This window comes from Nocardioides aequoreus, from assembly GCF_000720335.1.
Taxonomy (GTDB): domain Bacteria; phylum Actinomycetota; class Actinomycetes; order Propionibacteriales; family Nocardioidaceae; genus Marmoricola; species Marmoricola aequoreus.
On sequence record NZ_JOJN01000016.1, the window covers coordinates 1 to 14,292 of the forward strand.

The 14,292-nt window shown below is 68.2% G+C and carries 13 protein-coding genes and 1 pseudogene; 3 read left to right on the forward strand and 11 right to left on the reverse strand.

All coding sequences use genetic code 11. The features are described from left to right. Positions 1 to 169: pseudogene (locus IG63_RS22870) on the forward strand (lipoyl synthase); the annotation flags it as partial. Between the two features lie 55 nt (positions 170 to 224). Further along, the gene (locus tag IG63_RS0118610) at positions 225 to 995 is read left to right on the forward strand and encodes a DUF4191 domain-containing protein (protein ID WP_030485849.1); all 771 of its coding nucleotides are present in this window, start codon (positions 225 to 227) and stop codon (positions 993 to 995) included. 6 nt (positions 996 to 1,001) lie between these two features. Here the strand turns inward: IG63_RS0118610 and IG63_RS0118615 are convergent, their stop codons facing one another. Next, positions 1,002 to 1,430, reverse strand: coding sequence for an RDD family protein (locus tag IG63_RS0118615; RefSeq protein ID WP_051707206.1), 429 nt, complete (start codon positions 1,428 to 1,430; stop codon positions 1,002 to 1,004). Positions 1,431 to 1,626: 196 nt separating this feature from the next. Here IG63_RS0118615 and glnA point away from each other — a divergent pair, with 196 nt between their 5' ends. Continuing rightward, the gene (gene glnA / locus IG63_RS0118620; protein WP_030485851.1) at positions 1,627 to 3,045 is read left to right on the forward strand and encodes a type I glutamate--ammonia ligase; all 1,419 of its coding nucleotides are present in this window, start codon (positions 1,627 to 1,629) and stop codon (positions 3,043 to 3,045) included. Positions 3,046 to 3,333: 288 nt separating this feature from the next. Here the strand turns inward: glnA and IG63_RS0118625 are convergent, their stop codons facing one another. The 10 genes from IG63_RS0118625 to IG63_RS0118670 form a co-directional block, all read right to left on the reverse strand. After that, complete coding sequence (locus IG63_RS0118625) at positions 3,334 to 4,752, reverse strand: NADH-quinone oxidoreductase subunit N (protein WP_211249395.1); 1,419 nt, start codon at positions 4,750 to 4,752, stop codon at positions 3,334 to 3,336. Between the two features lie 27 nt (positions 4,753 to 4,779). Further along, complete coding sequence (locus tag IG63_RS0118630; protein ID WP_342665978.1) at positions 4,780 to 6,276, reverse strand: complex I subunit 4 family protein; 1,497 nt, start codon at positions 6,274 to 6,276, stop codon at positions 4,780 to 4,782. Then, the gene (locus IG63_RS0118635) at positions 6,273 to 8,156 is read right to left on the reverse strand and encodes a proton-conducting transporter transmembrane domain-containing protein (RefSeq protein ID WP_211249397.1); all 1,884 of its coding nucleotides are present in this window, start codon (positions 8,154 to 8,156) and stop codon (positions 6,273 to 6,275) included. The genes IG63_RS0118630 and IG63_RS0118635 overlap by 4 nt, the downstream gene beginning before the upstream one ends. Before the next feature lie 52 nt (positions 8,157 to 8,208). Continuing rightward, a complete protein-coding gene (locus tag IG63_RS0118640) occupies positions 8,209 to 8,511 on the reverse strand; it encodes an NADH-quinone oxidoreductase subunit NuoK (protein ID WP_030485855.1) in 303 nt (100 codons plus the stop codon). Continuing rightward, complete coding sequence (locus IG63_RS0118645) at positions 8,508 to 9,071, reverse strand: NADH-quinone oxidoreductase subunit J (protein ID WP_030485856.1); 564 nt, start codon at positions 9,069 to 9,071, stop codon at positions 8,508 to 8,510. The genes IG63_RS0118640 and IG63_RS0118645 overlap by 4 nt, the downstream gene beginning before the upstream one ends. Before the next feature lie 2 nt (positions 9,072 to 9,073). Further along, complete coding sequence (locus tag IG63_RS0118650) at positions 9,074 to 10,036, reverse strand: complex I subunit 1 family protein (protein ID WP_245604512.1); 963 nt, start codon at positions 10,034 to 10,036, stop codon at positions 9,074 to 9,076. 1 nt (position 10,037) lies between these two features. After that, a complete protein-coding gene (locus tag IG63_RS22875) occupies positions 10,038 to 11,417 on the reverse strand; it encodes a hypothetical protein (protein WP_030485858.1) in 1,380 nt (459 codons plus the stop codon). Continuing rightward, positions 11,408 to 11,752 carry an NADH-quinone oxidoreductase subunit A gene (locus IG63_RS0118660; protein WP_036196239.1) on the reverse strand — a complete coding sequence of 115 codons (345 nt, stop codon included), beginning with the start codon at positions 11,750 to 11,752 and terminating at the stop codon, positions 11,408 to 11,410. Before IG63_RS0118660 ends, IG63_RS22875 begins: the two co-directional genes overlap by 10 nt. Before the next feature lie 195 nt (positions 11,753 to 11,947). Beyond that, on the reverse strand, positions 11,948 to 12,475 hold the full coding sequence (locus IG63_RS21050; RefSeq protein ID WP_051707211.1) for a rhodanese-like domain-containing protein: 528 nt from the start codon (positions 12,473 to 12,475) through the stop codon (positions 11,948 to 11,950). A gap of 17 nt (positions 12,476 to 12,492) precedes the next feature. Beyond that, positions 12,493 to 13,830 carry a multicopper oxidase family protein gene (locus IG63_RS0118670; RefSeq protein ID WP_245604506.1) on the reverse strand — a complete coding sequence of 446 codons (1,338 nt, stop codon included), beginning with the start codon at positions 13,828 to 13,830 and terminating at the stop codon, positions 12,493 to 12,495. Positions 13,831 to 14,292 lie beyond the last annotated feature (462 nt).

The following is a 14,292-nucleotide window of genomic DNA, read 5'->3' on the forward strand; positions in this document are numbered from 1 at the left end:
GCTGCACCACCCGGTCGAGCGGTGGGTCAAGCCCCACGAGTTCGTCGAGCTCTCCGAGGAGGCCACGCAGATCGGCTTCGCCGGGGTCATGAGCGGGCCGCTGGTGCGCTCCTCCTACCGCGCCGGGCGGCTCTACCAGCAGGCCGTCGAGGCACGCGCGAGCGTCTGAGACACTTCTCCTCGCTCCACTCACCGAGAGACACACGACGAGGCGACGACTCCTGATGGCCACCAAGTCCGGCAAGCCCGCCCAGAAGGCAGCCAAGGCACCCAAGCTCTCCCGCAAGGAGCGCAGGGCGCGCAAGAAGGCGTCCGGCGAGCCGGGCCGCGTCGCCCAGATGCGCCAGGTCTACCGGATGACCAAGGAGCAGGACCCGGCCGTCGGCCGCGTCCTCCTGCTCTCCTTCGTGCTCGGCTTCGCCGCCGGCTTCGCGCTGCTCCTGCTGATCTTCCGCGACTCCCTCATCTTCCCGATCATCACCGGCGTGCTCACCGGTCTCCTGGCCGTGCTGGTGATGCTCAACCGCCGCGCCATGCGGGCGGCGTACCTCCGCATCGAGGGTCAGCCCGGCGCCGCCGCCGGCGCGCTGCAGATGACGCTGCGCCGCGGCTGGAAGATCGACCCTGCGGTCGCCGTCACCAAGCAGCAGGACGTCGTCACCCGCGTCGTCGGGCGCCCCGGCATCCTGCTCATCGGCGAGGGCAACCCCACCCGCGTCGGCAAGCTGCTCCGTGACGAGCAGCAGCGCCACACCCGCGTGGCCGGCGAGGTGCCGATCCACCAGGTCGTGATCGGCTACGACGAGGGCCAGGTGCCGCTGCCCAAGCTCGCCAAGCACGTGCGCAAGCGCGACAAGGTGCTCAAGCCGGCGCAGATGACCGACGTGCTGGCGCGCATCAAGGCTGTCGACGCCCGTCGCTCCCCCGTGCCGATGCCCAAGGGCCCGGTGCCGACCTCGATGAAGGGCATGCGCGGCCAGATGCGCGGCCGCTGAGCCTGCTCAGCGGCGCGGTACGCCGCCCGCCGCGCGGGTCTCACCCGACCACCGGTAGGCGCCCGAGCGGGTGGCCAGGTCGTGCAGCCCACGACCTGTGCCCGGCTCGAAGACCAGCGGCGGGATGACGAGGCAGATCAGCGCCGTGCGCAGCAGCGCGCGCAGCAGGTCGAGCGGTCGCCCGTCGACGCGCAGCACCCGGACGCCCACGATCAGCTGCCCGAAGGACCCGCCGGCGAAGGTGGTGAGCAGGGTGGCCTGCGCCAGGAAGGCCAGCAGCACCCACCAGCCCGCAGCCCGGTCGTCGAGGTAGCGGCCGACGCCGACGATCCCGACCACCACGAGGATCGAGGCCACCCAGTCGAGGGCGAGGGCCCCGAGCCGGCGTCCCCAGGACGCCGAGGGCAGGCCGTGGGCGGTGGCGGCGTCGGGCACCCCCCGAGCCTAGCGGCGGCGTACGTGCCCGACGGGCCGACCGGCGGCGTACGGGTGAGACCCGCGTTACACGCGCGAAACAATCCGGATACGGTCGTGCAACTGCCGCTACGTAGGTTCCGACTCGCACCCGCAGCGATGCGCGGTGCTCACTCACCAGCCGCCACGTGGCCGAGGGATCGGCCAAGGAGGACGAATGTTCAGCAACAGCGAAGAGCTGCTCAAGTACGTCAAGGACGAGGACGTCGAGATGGTCGACGTCCGCTTCGTCGACCTGCCGGGGGTGATGCAGCACTTCACCGTGCCGGTCTCCTCCTTCGACCAGTCCGTCTTCGACGACGGGCTCGGCTTCGACGGGTCCTCCATCCGTGGCTTCCAGGCCATCAACGAGTCGGACATGCAGCTCTACCCCGACCCGACCACGGCGTACATCGACCCCTTCCGGACGTCGAAGACGCTGAACGTCAACTTCTTCATCCACGACCCGATCACGGGCGAGGCCTACTCCCGCGACCCGCGCAACATCGCGCGCAAGGCGCTGGCGTACCTCTCCAGCACCGGCATCGGCGACACGGCGTACTTCGCCCCCGAGGCGGAGTTCTACATCTTCGACAACGTCCGCTACTCCACGGGCGTCAACGAGGGCTACTACCACATCGACTCCGTCGAGGGCTGGTGGAACTCCGGCAAGGAGGGCGACAACCTCGGCTACAAGACCCGCCTCAAGGGCGGCTACTTCCCGGTCGAGCCCTACGACCACTACAGCGACCTGCGCGCCGACATGGTGCGCAACCTCGAGGCCTGCGGCCTCCACGTCGAGCGCGCCCACCACGAGGTCGGCACCGCCGGCCAGGCGGAGATCAACTACAAGTTCGACACGCTGCTCAAGGCCGCCGACGACGTGATGAAGTTCAAGTACCTCATCAAGAACACCGCCTGGCAGGCCGGCAAGTCCGTCACCTTCATGCCCAAGCCGATCTTCGGCGACAACGGCTCCGGCATGCACGTGCACCAGTCGATCTGGAACGAGGGCGAGCCGCTCTTCTACGACGAGTCCGGCTACGGCGGGCTCTCGGAGATGGCCCGCTGGTACATCGGCGGCATCCTCAAGCACGCCCCGTCGCTGCTGGCCTTCACCAACCCGACGGTCAACAGCTTCCACCGCCTGGTGCCGGGCTTCGAGGCCCCCATCTCGCTGGTGTACTCCTCGCGCAACCGCTCGGCCTCGGTCCGCATCCCGATCACGGGATCGAACCCCAAGGCCAAGCGCGTCGAGACCCGCTTCCCCGACCCGTCGGCCAACCCCTACCTGGCCTTCTCGGCGCTGATGCTCGCGGGCCTTGACGGCATCCAGAACAAGACGGAGCCGGCCGACCCGATCGACAAGGACATCTACGAGCTCCCGCCGGACGAGATGGCCGAGATCGACCAGGTCCCGACCTCGCTGGGCGCCGTGCTCGACGCCCTCGAGGCCGACCACGACTACCTGACGGTCGGCAACGTCTTCACGCCCGACCTGATCGAGACCTGGGTCGACTACAAGCGCACCAACGAGATCGCCCCCGTGCAGCTGCGCCCGCACCCGCACGAGTTCGAGCTCTACTACGACCTGTAGTCACTTCTCACGAAGTGCTCGAACCGGACCTCAAAATACTCCCGCCGGACCGGCCTCGGTCCCGCGCTCGGCTTTCCATTGCCTCGATCCACCGCTCTTGTCGGCGATCGACGGCTTAGGGGCGCGGCCGCAACACCGGATTGACCAGCGCGGCGAGGCCGCGCGTATAGCGAGAACCTTCGCGCAAACCGGCGTCGGTGAGCCGCCGCCAAATGGTGTCGCAACTCCATAACCAAGTCCGCCAGGCGCGGAGAAATCGCCCCAGGTTCAGTGGGGGGTCCGGGCGGCTCACGTGCCGGTGAGCAGGCTCAAGAGCAGTCCTGCGCAGATGCCCATCGCCAGACTGCCCAGGGCGGCGACGACGGCCACTACCGACGAGGCAGGTCGAGGCGACGAAGATGCTCCCTCGTCCGCTCTCGGCGGGCTGGCATCCGCATCACTCTTGAAGACCGGCACGATCCACCGCAGATAGTAGAACAGGCTGATCAGCGTGTTGGCGAAGACCGCCACTGCGAGCCAGGCGAGTCCTCCGTCCCATGCCGCTGAGGCGATGGTCAGCTTTCCGACGAAGACGATGGTCGGTGGGGTCCCCACCAATCCCAGCAGTGAGATGACGAGCGCTGCGGCCAACATCGGTTGCGCACGGGCGAGCCGGCCGTACGACTCGAGGGTGCGGCGCTGCGGCAGGGCCGTCGTGACGGAGAAGGCAGCGAGGTTGGTGAGTGTGTAGCCGGCCACATACAGCAGGAGGGACGGCAGGGCCGAGTCGCTTCGGCCTGCTACGGCAACTGGCACCAGCAGGTAGCCGACCTGGCTGACGGTGGACCAGCCCAGGAGCCGTCGTGGGTCGGTCTGCCAGTAGGCCGCGAGGTTGCCCAGCGTCATGCTCGCGACCGCAAGGATGGCGATCAGAAGCGGCCAGTTCAGAGTGCCGGGCAGCATGTCGACGAGCCGGTAGGTCGCGATCACGGCCCCGATCTTCGGCACGGTGGTCAGAAATGCCGCCACGGCTCCGCCGGCGCCCTGCGCGGCGTCGGGTATCCAGAAGTGACCGGGGACCGCGCCGGCCTTGAACATCAGTCCGGCCAGAACACCGATCACCCCTGCGGCCATCGCACCGGTCGGCGCGTCGATCAGCAGGTCGGGCAACGCGGCGTACGACGTCGTGCCGGTGATGCCGTACAGGACGGTGACTCCTGACAGGAGCAGGATCCCGAACAGCGCCCCCAGGAGGTAGGTTTTCATGGCCGCCTCGGCGCCTGCCGGCGTGCGGCGGAGGCCGATCAGCCCGTACAGCGGGATGCTGGTCAGCAGGAACCCGACCGCAAGCACCAACAGGTCGTCCGCGCCGGCCAGCATCAGCGTTCCGGTGGTCGAGAACAGCAGCAACGCGTAGGTCTCGCTCTCCCGTGGAGAGCCGGTAATCTCGTCGACGGCGAGCGACAGCACGATCAGTGTCCCCACGGCGGCCACGATGCGCGCCACCCCGGTTGGGGTGTCGACGCTGAAGGTGCCCTCGAACGCCGTCTGAGCAGTACTTGTCAGACCGATCATGGCGGCGACGACACAGGCGACCAGGGCAGCTGCTGCCACCAGACGGCTGACCCACTGGCGCTCCCTTGGCAGGAACGAGCCGCTGATGAGCGCCGCGAGGCCGCCGACGAACAGCAGCATCTCGGGCAGCAGCAACAGCGGGCGCATGGCCATGTCCGATCCCATCCCCGGGCCCACCGGTCACCGCCCGACGAGCTCGACGACGGCCTCGGCGGCCGGCTCGATGATGTCGAGCAGAGGCCGGGGCAGGATCCCGATCAGCAACGAGAGGAACAGCAGGGCGCCGACCGACCATGTCTCGGTTGGTCGCAGGTCGGCGAACCCGGTGGACCGGCCCCGGGTCGGTCCGGTGAAGATCCGCTGCAACGCTCGCAGAAACAGCGCCGCGGTCAGCAGGATGCCCACGAGTGCGACCGCGGTGACCGGTGCGGCAGCGATACTGCCGGTGAAGATCTGGAACTCCGCGATGAACCCTGAGAGCCCCGGCAGCCCGAGTGAGGCGAACGCACCGACGGCGAAGAACGCCGCGAACCTGGGCGCCGGACCTGCGAGGCCACCGTAGGCGTCCATGTCGTAGGTCGAGGCGCGGTCCTGCAGGACCCCGGCGAGCAGGAACAGGGCACCGGTGATCAGGCCGTGGCTGACCATCTGGGTGACCGCACCGGTGACCGCGATCGAGCGCGCTTGTGCGGTGTCGTCAGCGACGAGGCCGGCGGCGCCGACGGCCAGGGCGATGTAGCCCATGTGGTTGACCGAGGTGTAGGCGATCATCCGTTTGAGGTTCGTCTGGGCCAGGGCCACGAGGGCGCCGTAGACGACCGAGATGATCCCCACCACGATGATCACCCAGGCCCAGGCGCGCCAGGCCTCGGGGAGCATCGGCATCGCGATCCGGACGAAGCCGTAGGTGCCCATCTTCAGCAGCACCCCTGCGAGCACCGCGGATCCGATCGCCGGGGCGTCGGTGTGGGCCGGGGGAAGCCAGGTGTGGAAGGGCACGGTGGGTGTCTTCACTGCCAGGCCCATCAGGATCGCGGCCAGCACCAGCCCTCCGGCCATAAAGGAGCCGTTCAGTGGTGCCTGGTTCGTGAGCTCGACCATGTCGAAGGTGTGTGGGTCGGCGGCGATGTAGAGGCCGATGAAGCCGACCAGCAGGGCAAGCGAGCCGAGGAAGGTGTAGAGGAAGAACTTCATCGCCGAGCGGCCGGCGTCGTTGTGGCCCCAGCCGGCGATCACGAAGTACATCGCGACGATGGACAGGTCGAAGAAGAGGAAGAACAAGATCAGGTCCGCAGAGACGAACAGCCCCATGCTCACGCTCTGCAGGAACAAGAACAGCGCCGCCTGTAACCGAGGCCGGTCAGGCTCACGGAGCGCATAGACCGCGCAGGCGAGGAAGATCACCGCCGTCATCGCGATCAACGGCAGCGAGAGACCGTCCACGCCGAGGTGGTAGCTACTGTTCACGCCCGGGATCCACGGAGCCTGCTCCTCGAAGGCCAACTGCCCCACCGCCGGGGACTCGTAGGCCAGCCACACACCGACCACCAATGCCAGGTCGAGGGCGGCCACCGCCACCCAGGTCCACCGTGCGATCGAGTCGCCGAGCCGGGGCAGGGCGAGCAGGACCAACGCGGCGGCGAGGGGCAGGAAGACGATCAGACTGAGCACGTTCACCTCACCATGACGAGAAGCAGGACCCCGACCGCGAGGACCGCGATCGCCTGGAGGTAGTACTGGTGCAGCTGGCCCGTCTGCGGCCGGCGAGCAATCTGGCCGAGCGTACGCATGTGCGCCGCAAACGCCTCGACGAGGCCGTCGATCCACCGATCGTCGTCGCGGGCAGCTCGGTCCGCTGCCCGGAGCGAGGCCCGCGAGGCCGCGTCCACGCCGGCATCGAGAACACCGTCATCAAAGACCGCAGCCCCCTTCGCCGCAGACAAGGCCGCTGCCGCCACACCGGTGACGGCGCGGTCGAGGACGCGGTCATCGAAGCGAGCCAACGCCGCCGCCAGCGCCAGCGTCGGGCGCACAACAACGGCTCGCGTGGCCGCATCGAGACCGAGCCAGCCACGTGCCCATCGCGGCTCCGGGACGCCCCACCGCCACACCGCGGCCAGCACCACCAGGGCGATCAACGCCGAGACCGCCCACTCGGCCGCAGTGGCGTCGACCGCCTCCTCCCCGAGGGCACTCGCAAGCCTTCCCCCCATCGGTGGCAGCGCGAGCAGCCCCAGTACGGCCGCGCCGACCGTGAGAACCACCAGCGGCGCCTGCTCGAGGACGCCGACGTGGCGGCTGCCCTGCTGCTCCTCGTCAAGGTGCTGCTCGACCCTCGTCGCTCCCTCCTGCGGGACCTCGCGCCAGATGACCACGAGGATCTTGCCGGCATACGCGGCCGACAGCGCAGCGGCAAGCAAGCCAACGGCGTACAACCACAGTGACTCCTCCAGCGCCGCAGCCAGGACCGCGTCCTTGGTCGCCCACAACGCCAGCGGCGCGACACCGGCAAGGGACAGTGCGCCCACCGTCACCGACCAGCCGACCAGACGCCACCGTCGCGCGACGCCGTAGAGACCGGCGAGCCGTTTGGTGCCCAGGGCGGTGAGCCAGGCCCCGGCGGCGAGGAACAGCAGCGCCTTGACTGACGCGTGCGCCACGAGGTGCGCGGTTCCTCCGGCGACCGAGCCGACCCCTGCGGCCAGGACCACGAAGCCGAGCTGCGCTGAGGTCGAGGCGGCGAGCAGCTGCTTAAGGTCGCGCTGGGCAACAGCGACCAGACCGAGCACCAACGCCGTGATCGCACCGACCCATGCCGTCGCGGTCGAGGCCCAACCGGTCGCGGCAAGCAGCGGCTCGGTGCGCAGCAGCAGGTAGCCGCCCATGGCGACCATCGCGGCCGAGTGCAACAACGCGCTCACCGGGCTCGGACCCTCCATCGCACGCGACAGCCAGAACGAGAACGGCAGCTGAGCGGCCTTGCCCAGCGCCGCGACGAGCACACCGGCCGCGGCCACGTCCCGCCATCCCGGACTGCCCTCCGCCAGGTCCGTCAGGGCCAGGCCCGCTCCTCCGGCCACAGCCGCTGCGGCGGCTACGTAGAGCCCGACGTCGGCCGTCCGCGTGGTGACGAACGCGGTAAGGCCGGCCGAAACCCGGTGGTCATCACGCCACCAGAAGCCGATCAGAGCGTACGACATCGCGCCCATGAGCTCCCACGCGAACAACAGTGCCGGCAGCGTCTGTGCCGTCGCGGTGAGCAGCGCCGCCGAGGCGAACAGCAGCATCAGTCCGTGGAAGCGGGCACGCGATTCGCGGATCTCGCCGGCCACGAAGACCAGCACCAGCAGGGTCACCACGGCCACCATGGGAGCAATCAGGGCGGACAGAGCGTCGACGCCGAGGGCGAAGTCGGTTCCCGCCATGAACGGCATCGACACTGACGGTCGCGCGATCGCGACACTGATGGCCAGCGCGGCCGTGGCGGTTGCGGTCGTCAGGGAGACGATGGTGGCAAACCGTTCCACACGCGGGTTGAGCGCGAGCAGCCCGCCCACCGCCGCTGGTAGGAGGACCATGAGCCAGAGCGCGGCTTGCGTCATCGACCGGTCACCCGCTGAGGTCCGTGGCCATGTCGGTCATGTCGGCGTGGCGTTCGCGGTGCAGGTGCGTGGCCACCGCGAAGCCCATCGCCATCTCCACGGTCATCGCGGCGATGATCACCAGCAACAGGACTTGACCGGTGGGGTGGGGTGCGAGGAACCACCAGAAGCCGGCTGCGGCGAGGATCACCGCGTTGATCATCAGTTCCAGGCCCATCATCACCATGACCACGACCTGCTGGGAGATCGCGCCGTACAGCCCGACACTGAAGATCGCGGCAGCGATCAGGAGGGTCGCCTCGAGGGTCATCGCCCGACACCTCCCGGCTGCGGGTCGTCGGCCGGTCGGTGGTTCAGGTCGTCACCGAACCGGTCGTAGCGGGTGCGGTGTGCCGCCAGGACGACCCCTGCGACGATGGTGGCCACCATCACCGGGCTGATCACGGCCATCACCAGCATCTTCGGGCCCATCAGCTCCTCACCGAGCGCACGAGTGACCTCTGCTGGTGGGGCAACCCGGCGCGCAGGCCAGTCCACGAGCAGGACGCCGGCGGCGAGGGTGAGGAAGGTCCCGATCGCGACGGCGAGGGCCTTCTTGCTGTCGTGCACCATGCTCATCGGCATCAGCGCGGGGTTCATGCCCATGAACATGACCATGTAGACGGCCATGACCGCCATCTCCATCACCATCATCAAGATGATCACCACGCCGACATAGTTCTGCTGCAGGAACAGCACCTGCAGGCCGACCGCGATGAACGACAGCGCCAGCGCGTAGGTCGCGCGCGCCATCGAGTTCACATAGAAGACCGCAGCCCCCGCCATGACGGCCACCAGGCCCAGCACCCAGAACCCGATGTCGGCAACCATCCTCATCCCCTCCACACCATGACGACGGCGACCACCAGGTCCTGGACCAGCACCGCGGGGAGCAGAACCATCCAGCCGAGCTCCATGAACTTGTCGGGCCGCAGCGCCGGGAGTCGGCGCCGCAGCCAGATGAAAAGGAGCAGCAGAGAGACCGTCTTGATCAGCACCCAGGTCCAGCCGGGCAGCAGCGGGCCGGCTCCGCCGCCGAGGAACATCGGCACAGCGAACGCGGACCCGGCCGCGAGCAGCGCGTAGCGACCCACCTCGAACACCAGCCGATCGACCCCGGACAGCTCGGCACCGACCCCGCTGGCGATATCCGCGCCGAGTGCCGGGGCGAACGGTCCCCACACCGAGAACGCGACGACGCCGAGGCAGTAGACGAGGAACGCGACCGGCATCCAGAGCCCGAACCACAAACTGTTCTCCTGTGCGGCAGCGACACGTCCGACGTTGAGGGACTCGGCCGCGATCACCGGCGCCACCAGCGCGAACATCAGCGGCAGTTCGTAACCCAGGCCGTGCGCTAGGAACCGGTATCCGCCGACGAGCGAGTGCGCCGAGTTGGCCCCCCACCCGGTCAGCCACACCAGAGCCCACACCATCACGTCCATGGCGTTGAACCACATGACGCCCACGTCGAGGTCGAAGATCGTCCACTCACCCAGCGGGACCACGGCCACCATCAGGACGGCCGTGACAACGAGGCCGGCGCCGCCGAGCCGCCACAACATGCCGTCGGCCTCGACGGTCCGACGACGTCGTTGCCGCATCAACCGGGCTGCCTCCCACAGCGGTGTGGCAACCCCGCCGCCTGCCCCGCTGGCCGCATCGTTGCCACGCGCAGTGAGCGCGCCGTCGAGTGCCGCGGCCAGCACGACGAGCGCGCCGAGGATCGCCACCGCCGCCAGCGCCCAAGCGGGTGCGACGGTGGTGACCGAGGGCTCCGACATTGGTCCAGGCATCTCAGGCACCAGACGTCTCGTCGTGGACGTGGCCGGGCTGCAGTTCGTGAACATCGAGGCTCGCGATGACCAGACGTGCCGCAGCCAGATCGAGGCCGGTCACCAGGTGCGGGAGCTTGTCGAGTGGCAAGGGTGAAGCCAGCTTCCCGTTCGAGTCGCCGGCACGTTCGAGCATGCCGAGCAGACGGTCGTAGGTGTCACCGTCGAGATGGGGCGGCAGTCCGTGGCGCTCGAGCTCCTCATGGCCGAGCGGACGGATTCCGCGCAGAGACCAGCGCAGGACCCGGGAACGCGCCACCTTGGCCCGCAGTCGGTCCAGCTTCACCGCGCAGGAAGCACGGTCACCGCCCTCGAGCACGGCGTCGCGCACGCGACGAGCCTCCGCGGCTGCGTCCTCCCAACCGGCCAGTGCAAGCAGCGACACGGTGTTGTCGAGGATTCTTGCGGGTCCAGCCGCGAGTCCAGCTGCGGGTCCGGCTGTGGGTCCCGCGTGACGTTGTTGGGTCTCAGCGTCAAGGATCTCGGCCTGCGCCTCAGTGATGACGTCACCCTGCAGTGCGCAGCGCAGCACCAGGCCAGCTGGCCAGTGCGGCAGCACGGGGCCGAGACGGACATACAGGACGTCCATCTCCAGACCGTCACGGTCCTCCCCGCCCTCAGCGAGAGCGATGCCGCCCGGCGCCATCTCCATGCCGCCGTTCCCGCCGTTCCCGCCGTTCCCGCCGTTCCCGCCGTTCCCGCCGTGCCCGCCGTGCCCGCCGTGCCCGCCGTGGTCCATTGACTCGTGCCCCATGGACCCGTGATCCATCCCCTCGCCGCCACCCTCGTCGCCCCCGTCGTGGCGCATCGTCCCGTCACCCTCGTCGCCGCGGTCCATTGACTCGTGCCCCATGGACCCGTGATCCATCCCCTCGCCGCCACTCTCGTCGCCCCCGTCGTGGCGCATCGTCCCGTCATCACCGTCGCCGTGGTCCATCGATCCGTGATTCAACGACTCCTGGTCGTGCCCTTTGTTCGCGGAGAGGAGATGAGCCGCGACCGGCCTGCTGTCCGAATCATGGCGGTGGTGCTCGGTGCCGAGCAGTCGGGCTTGCGCCTGATCGAGGGCTTCCGCGGCCGGGGCGTCGTCCGCGACGTCCACCCGCACTCGTGGCCCGGACATCTGGTGCCACACCAGGCCGGTCGCCTTCTCGAGCTGGGGTCGGGGCCTTCCGCACACCGCGAGCACATCAGCGTCGGCTGGCGACATCGCCAGGCTCCAGCCGCGAGTCAGCACGGCACGTTCGACAGCGGCCCGGGTCCGCCACTGACCCGGCACCTCGACGAGCAGGACGTGCGCTCGGCGGGTGGCCGACCGTGCGAACGCGTCCATCACACCCACCGCAAGCCCCCCTCACGCCATGCCCAGACAACCCCAACGAACAAGGCCCCCAGGAAAAGGAACATCTCGATGATTGCGGTCGCACCGAGCTCAGCGACCACCACCGCCCACGGGTACATGAACAGCATCTCGACATCGAAGGCGAGGAACAGCAAAGTCGCGAGATACCAGCGCACGTGGTAGCGCGAAAGCGCATGCTGCTCAGGCTGCCACCCGGACTGGAAGGGAAGAACCGCAAGGGGGTCTGCGTTGATGGCTGTGATTCCGTGAAGGAGGTAGATGCTGCCAACCCCTGCCAGCGCGATAGCTGCCATCGTGATGATCCCGTCAAACACTGATCCTCCACTGAGATTCGGCGACGCATCGGTCACGACTGATGAAGTTCAACCAAGTATCGTCCCGCATGCGCTGTACCCATGCCCGGCTCACGCGGTTGATCTCAGCCTTCCCCGGCTTACCTCCGCATGGATGGAGTCGCAGCCGCTTTATGGTCGCCTCGCGAGGAGCAGATCGCCGGGATCGTTCGAACCTCAGAAACTGGCCAAGGCTTCAGTCTCGTCCGGTCTCCGAAGTCCCGCCGAGGAGGAATCCTCACCCACAGATGTCAAGCGTCGCCCATCGGCCTGCCAAGCTTCCATGCCCCCCGACAGTTCGGTGATGCGTGTGAATCCAAGTTCGCGAAGCCTCGGCACGGCTTCGGCGCTCATCCGCCCAGTGCGGCAGTAGACGGCCACCGCCGTGGAACGGTCGGGCAATTCCCCGGCGCGTCGCAGAAGCTGATCGTAGGGAATGGCGGCATCGGTCCCGGGAATACTGCCTTCGTCGGGCGTATGCACGTTGAGCACGAAGGTCGACGCGCCTTTCACCAGCAACGCGAAATCCGCGGGCTCGACGCTCGGGTAGTCCACCTTCCGCGCAGCCGATGAGGTGGACGTGTCCGGGTCACCGCATCCAGCCAACATCATGGCCATGAGCACGCCCCCAAGCGCCGCGCGGCGCGTCACCATTTCCGACGGTCGCTTGGATGCCTGCCGCTTGAAACCCACGTCGTGGATCACTCTCCCGTCTGCTCGGATCAACGCACGTAGGACAACACGGTCATCATGCCGAGTTCACCGTGGTAGGCGTTGTGGCAGTGAGTCAGCCACTGACCCGGGTTGTCGGCGTCGAAGTCGGCTGTCAACCGCTGCATGGGCAAGACGTTCACGGTGTCCTTACGCAACCCCGGAACGCCCGGTGCGGCACCGTAGCCGACCAGGCCGAAGGTGTGGCCGTGCACGTGCATCGGGTGGAACATCATGGTCCGGTTGATGAACTCCAGCCTCACGCGCTCACCTGGGCGGAGGTCGAGCGGCTCGTGATCAGGGAAGCGCTTCCCGTTGATCAGCCACGCCCGACCTCCGTCCTCCATGGTGAGGTCCATGGTCAGTGTCCGGTCCGGTTGACGCTTCGACATCCGCACCGACTCCTCCGGAACGAGGTCGCGATACTGCAGCAGCCGGCCGCCCCGCTGGGACCGCGCTGGCTTGGGGGTTTCTCCACTGCCTGCGCGAAGCACCGCAAAGGCCGGCTCCCCGGGTTTGCCCAAGGGGACCGCCACAACGGGAAACGCGCCGTCCCCGGCCTCCACCAGTACATCGAACCGCTCACCCATGCCAAGAACCAGCGAGTCCACGGCGACTGGCTCGACCGGGAAGCCGTCGCTGGCGACCACACTGAGCTGATGACCGCCGACGCTGAACTCATAGGCTGTGTCCGAGCCCGCGTTGATCAGCCGCAGGCGCAGGCGCTGCCCGGGGCGGGCCTTGACGACGAAGGGGTCCGCTGCGGGCCGGCCGTTGACCAGGTGCAGCGGGTACGTCACGTCTCCGGTGTCTTCACCGAGCGGCTGCCGTCGACTGACGCCCATACCTTCCGCGGTCGGTTCCATGGAGCTCATGTCCATGTCCCCCATCGAGCCCATGTCCATCCCGTTTTCGCTCAAGTTCGCCAGAGCCTGGTCCGGGGTGGAGGTGACACCGTCCAGCCAGTCGTCGAACACCAAGGTGACGTCGTCGTCGTAGCGAAGCGGCTCGTTGGGATCCTCCACGATGAGGGCGCCGATCAAGCCGGTGTCCAGCTGGACTCCGACGTGTGGGTGGAACCAGTAGGTGCCAGGGTCCGGGGCGATGAACTGGTAGTCGAATAAGGTGCCAGGCGCGACCGACGGGGCAGTGACGTCAGGGACCCCGTCCATGTCGTTGCGTAGCGCCAAGCCGTGCCAATGGATGGTCGTCGGCGCGGCGAGTCGGTTGGTCAACCGTGCACGGAGCTCATCGCCTGCGTTGAGCCGGATCTCTCGTCCAACAGTGCCGTTGAAGAGCGAGGTCTGTGCCGAGCGCCCGGCCAGATCCAGGGTGCCGGATGCAGCCACCAGCGCAACCGTGGTGATCTGCCCCGTTGTTCGCCGGGCACGCTCAGCCGCTCGCACCTCCGGGTCGGTCGATGAGATCCGGTCTGATGCTGTCGCGGGCGACGATCTGGTGCGGAGCAGGGCCGCCGAGCCGGCGCCAAGACCCACAAGACCTGCTCCGGAGAGCAACAACAGCTGACGCCGCGAGAGCTGGCGCCGACCTGGATCGCTCGAACTGTCGTGTGCCGATCCGCCTGGGCCCGGGGAGCTCACTCGCCGATCTCCCATCTCTGTCCTGCACGACCTTTGGCGGACCGCATACACCGACGGTCTACTACCAACTGAACGGCCGTGGGGTTACGTGGAGGCTCTCCTCCCCTAGACCAGGAGCGATTCGCAGTGCCACAGGCTCGAACACCGCTCCCCAGAAGCCCACCCAGCGCGGTTGGAGACAACGTACGGGCGAGACGAGAACCTCGCGGT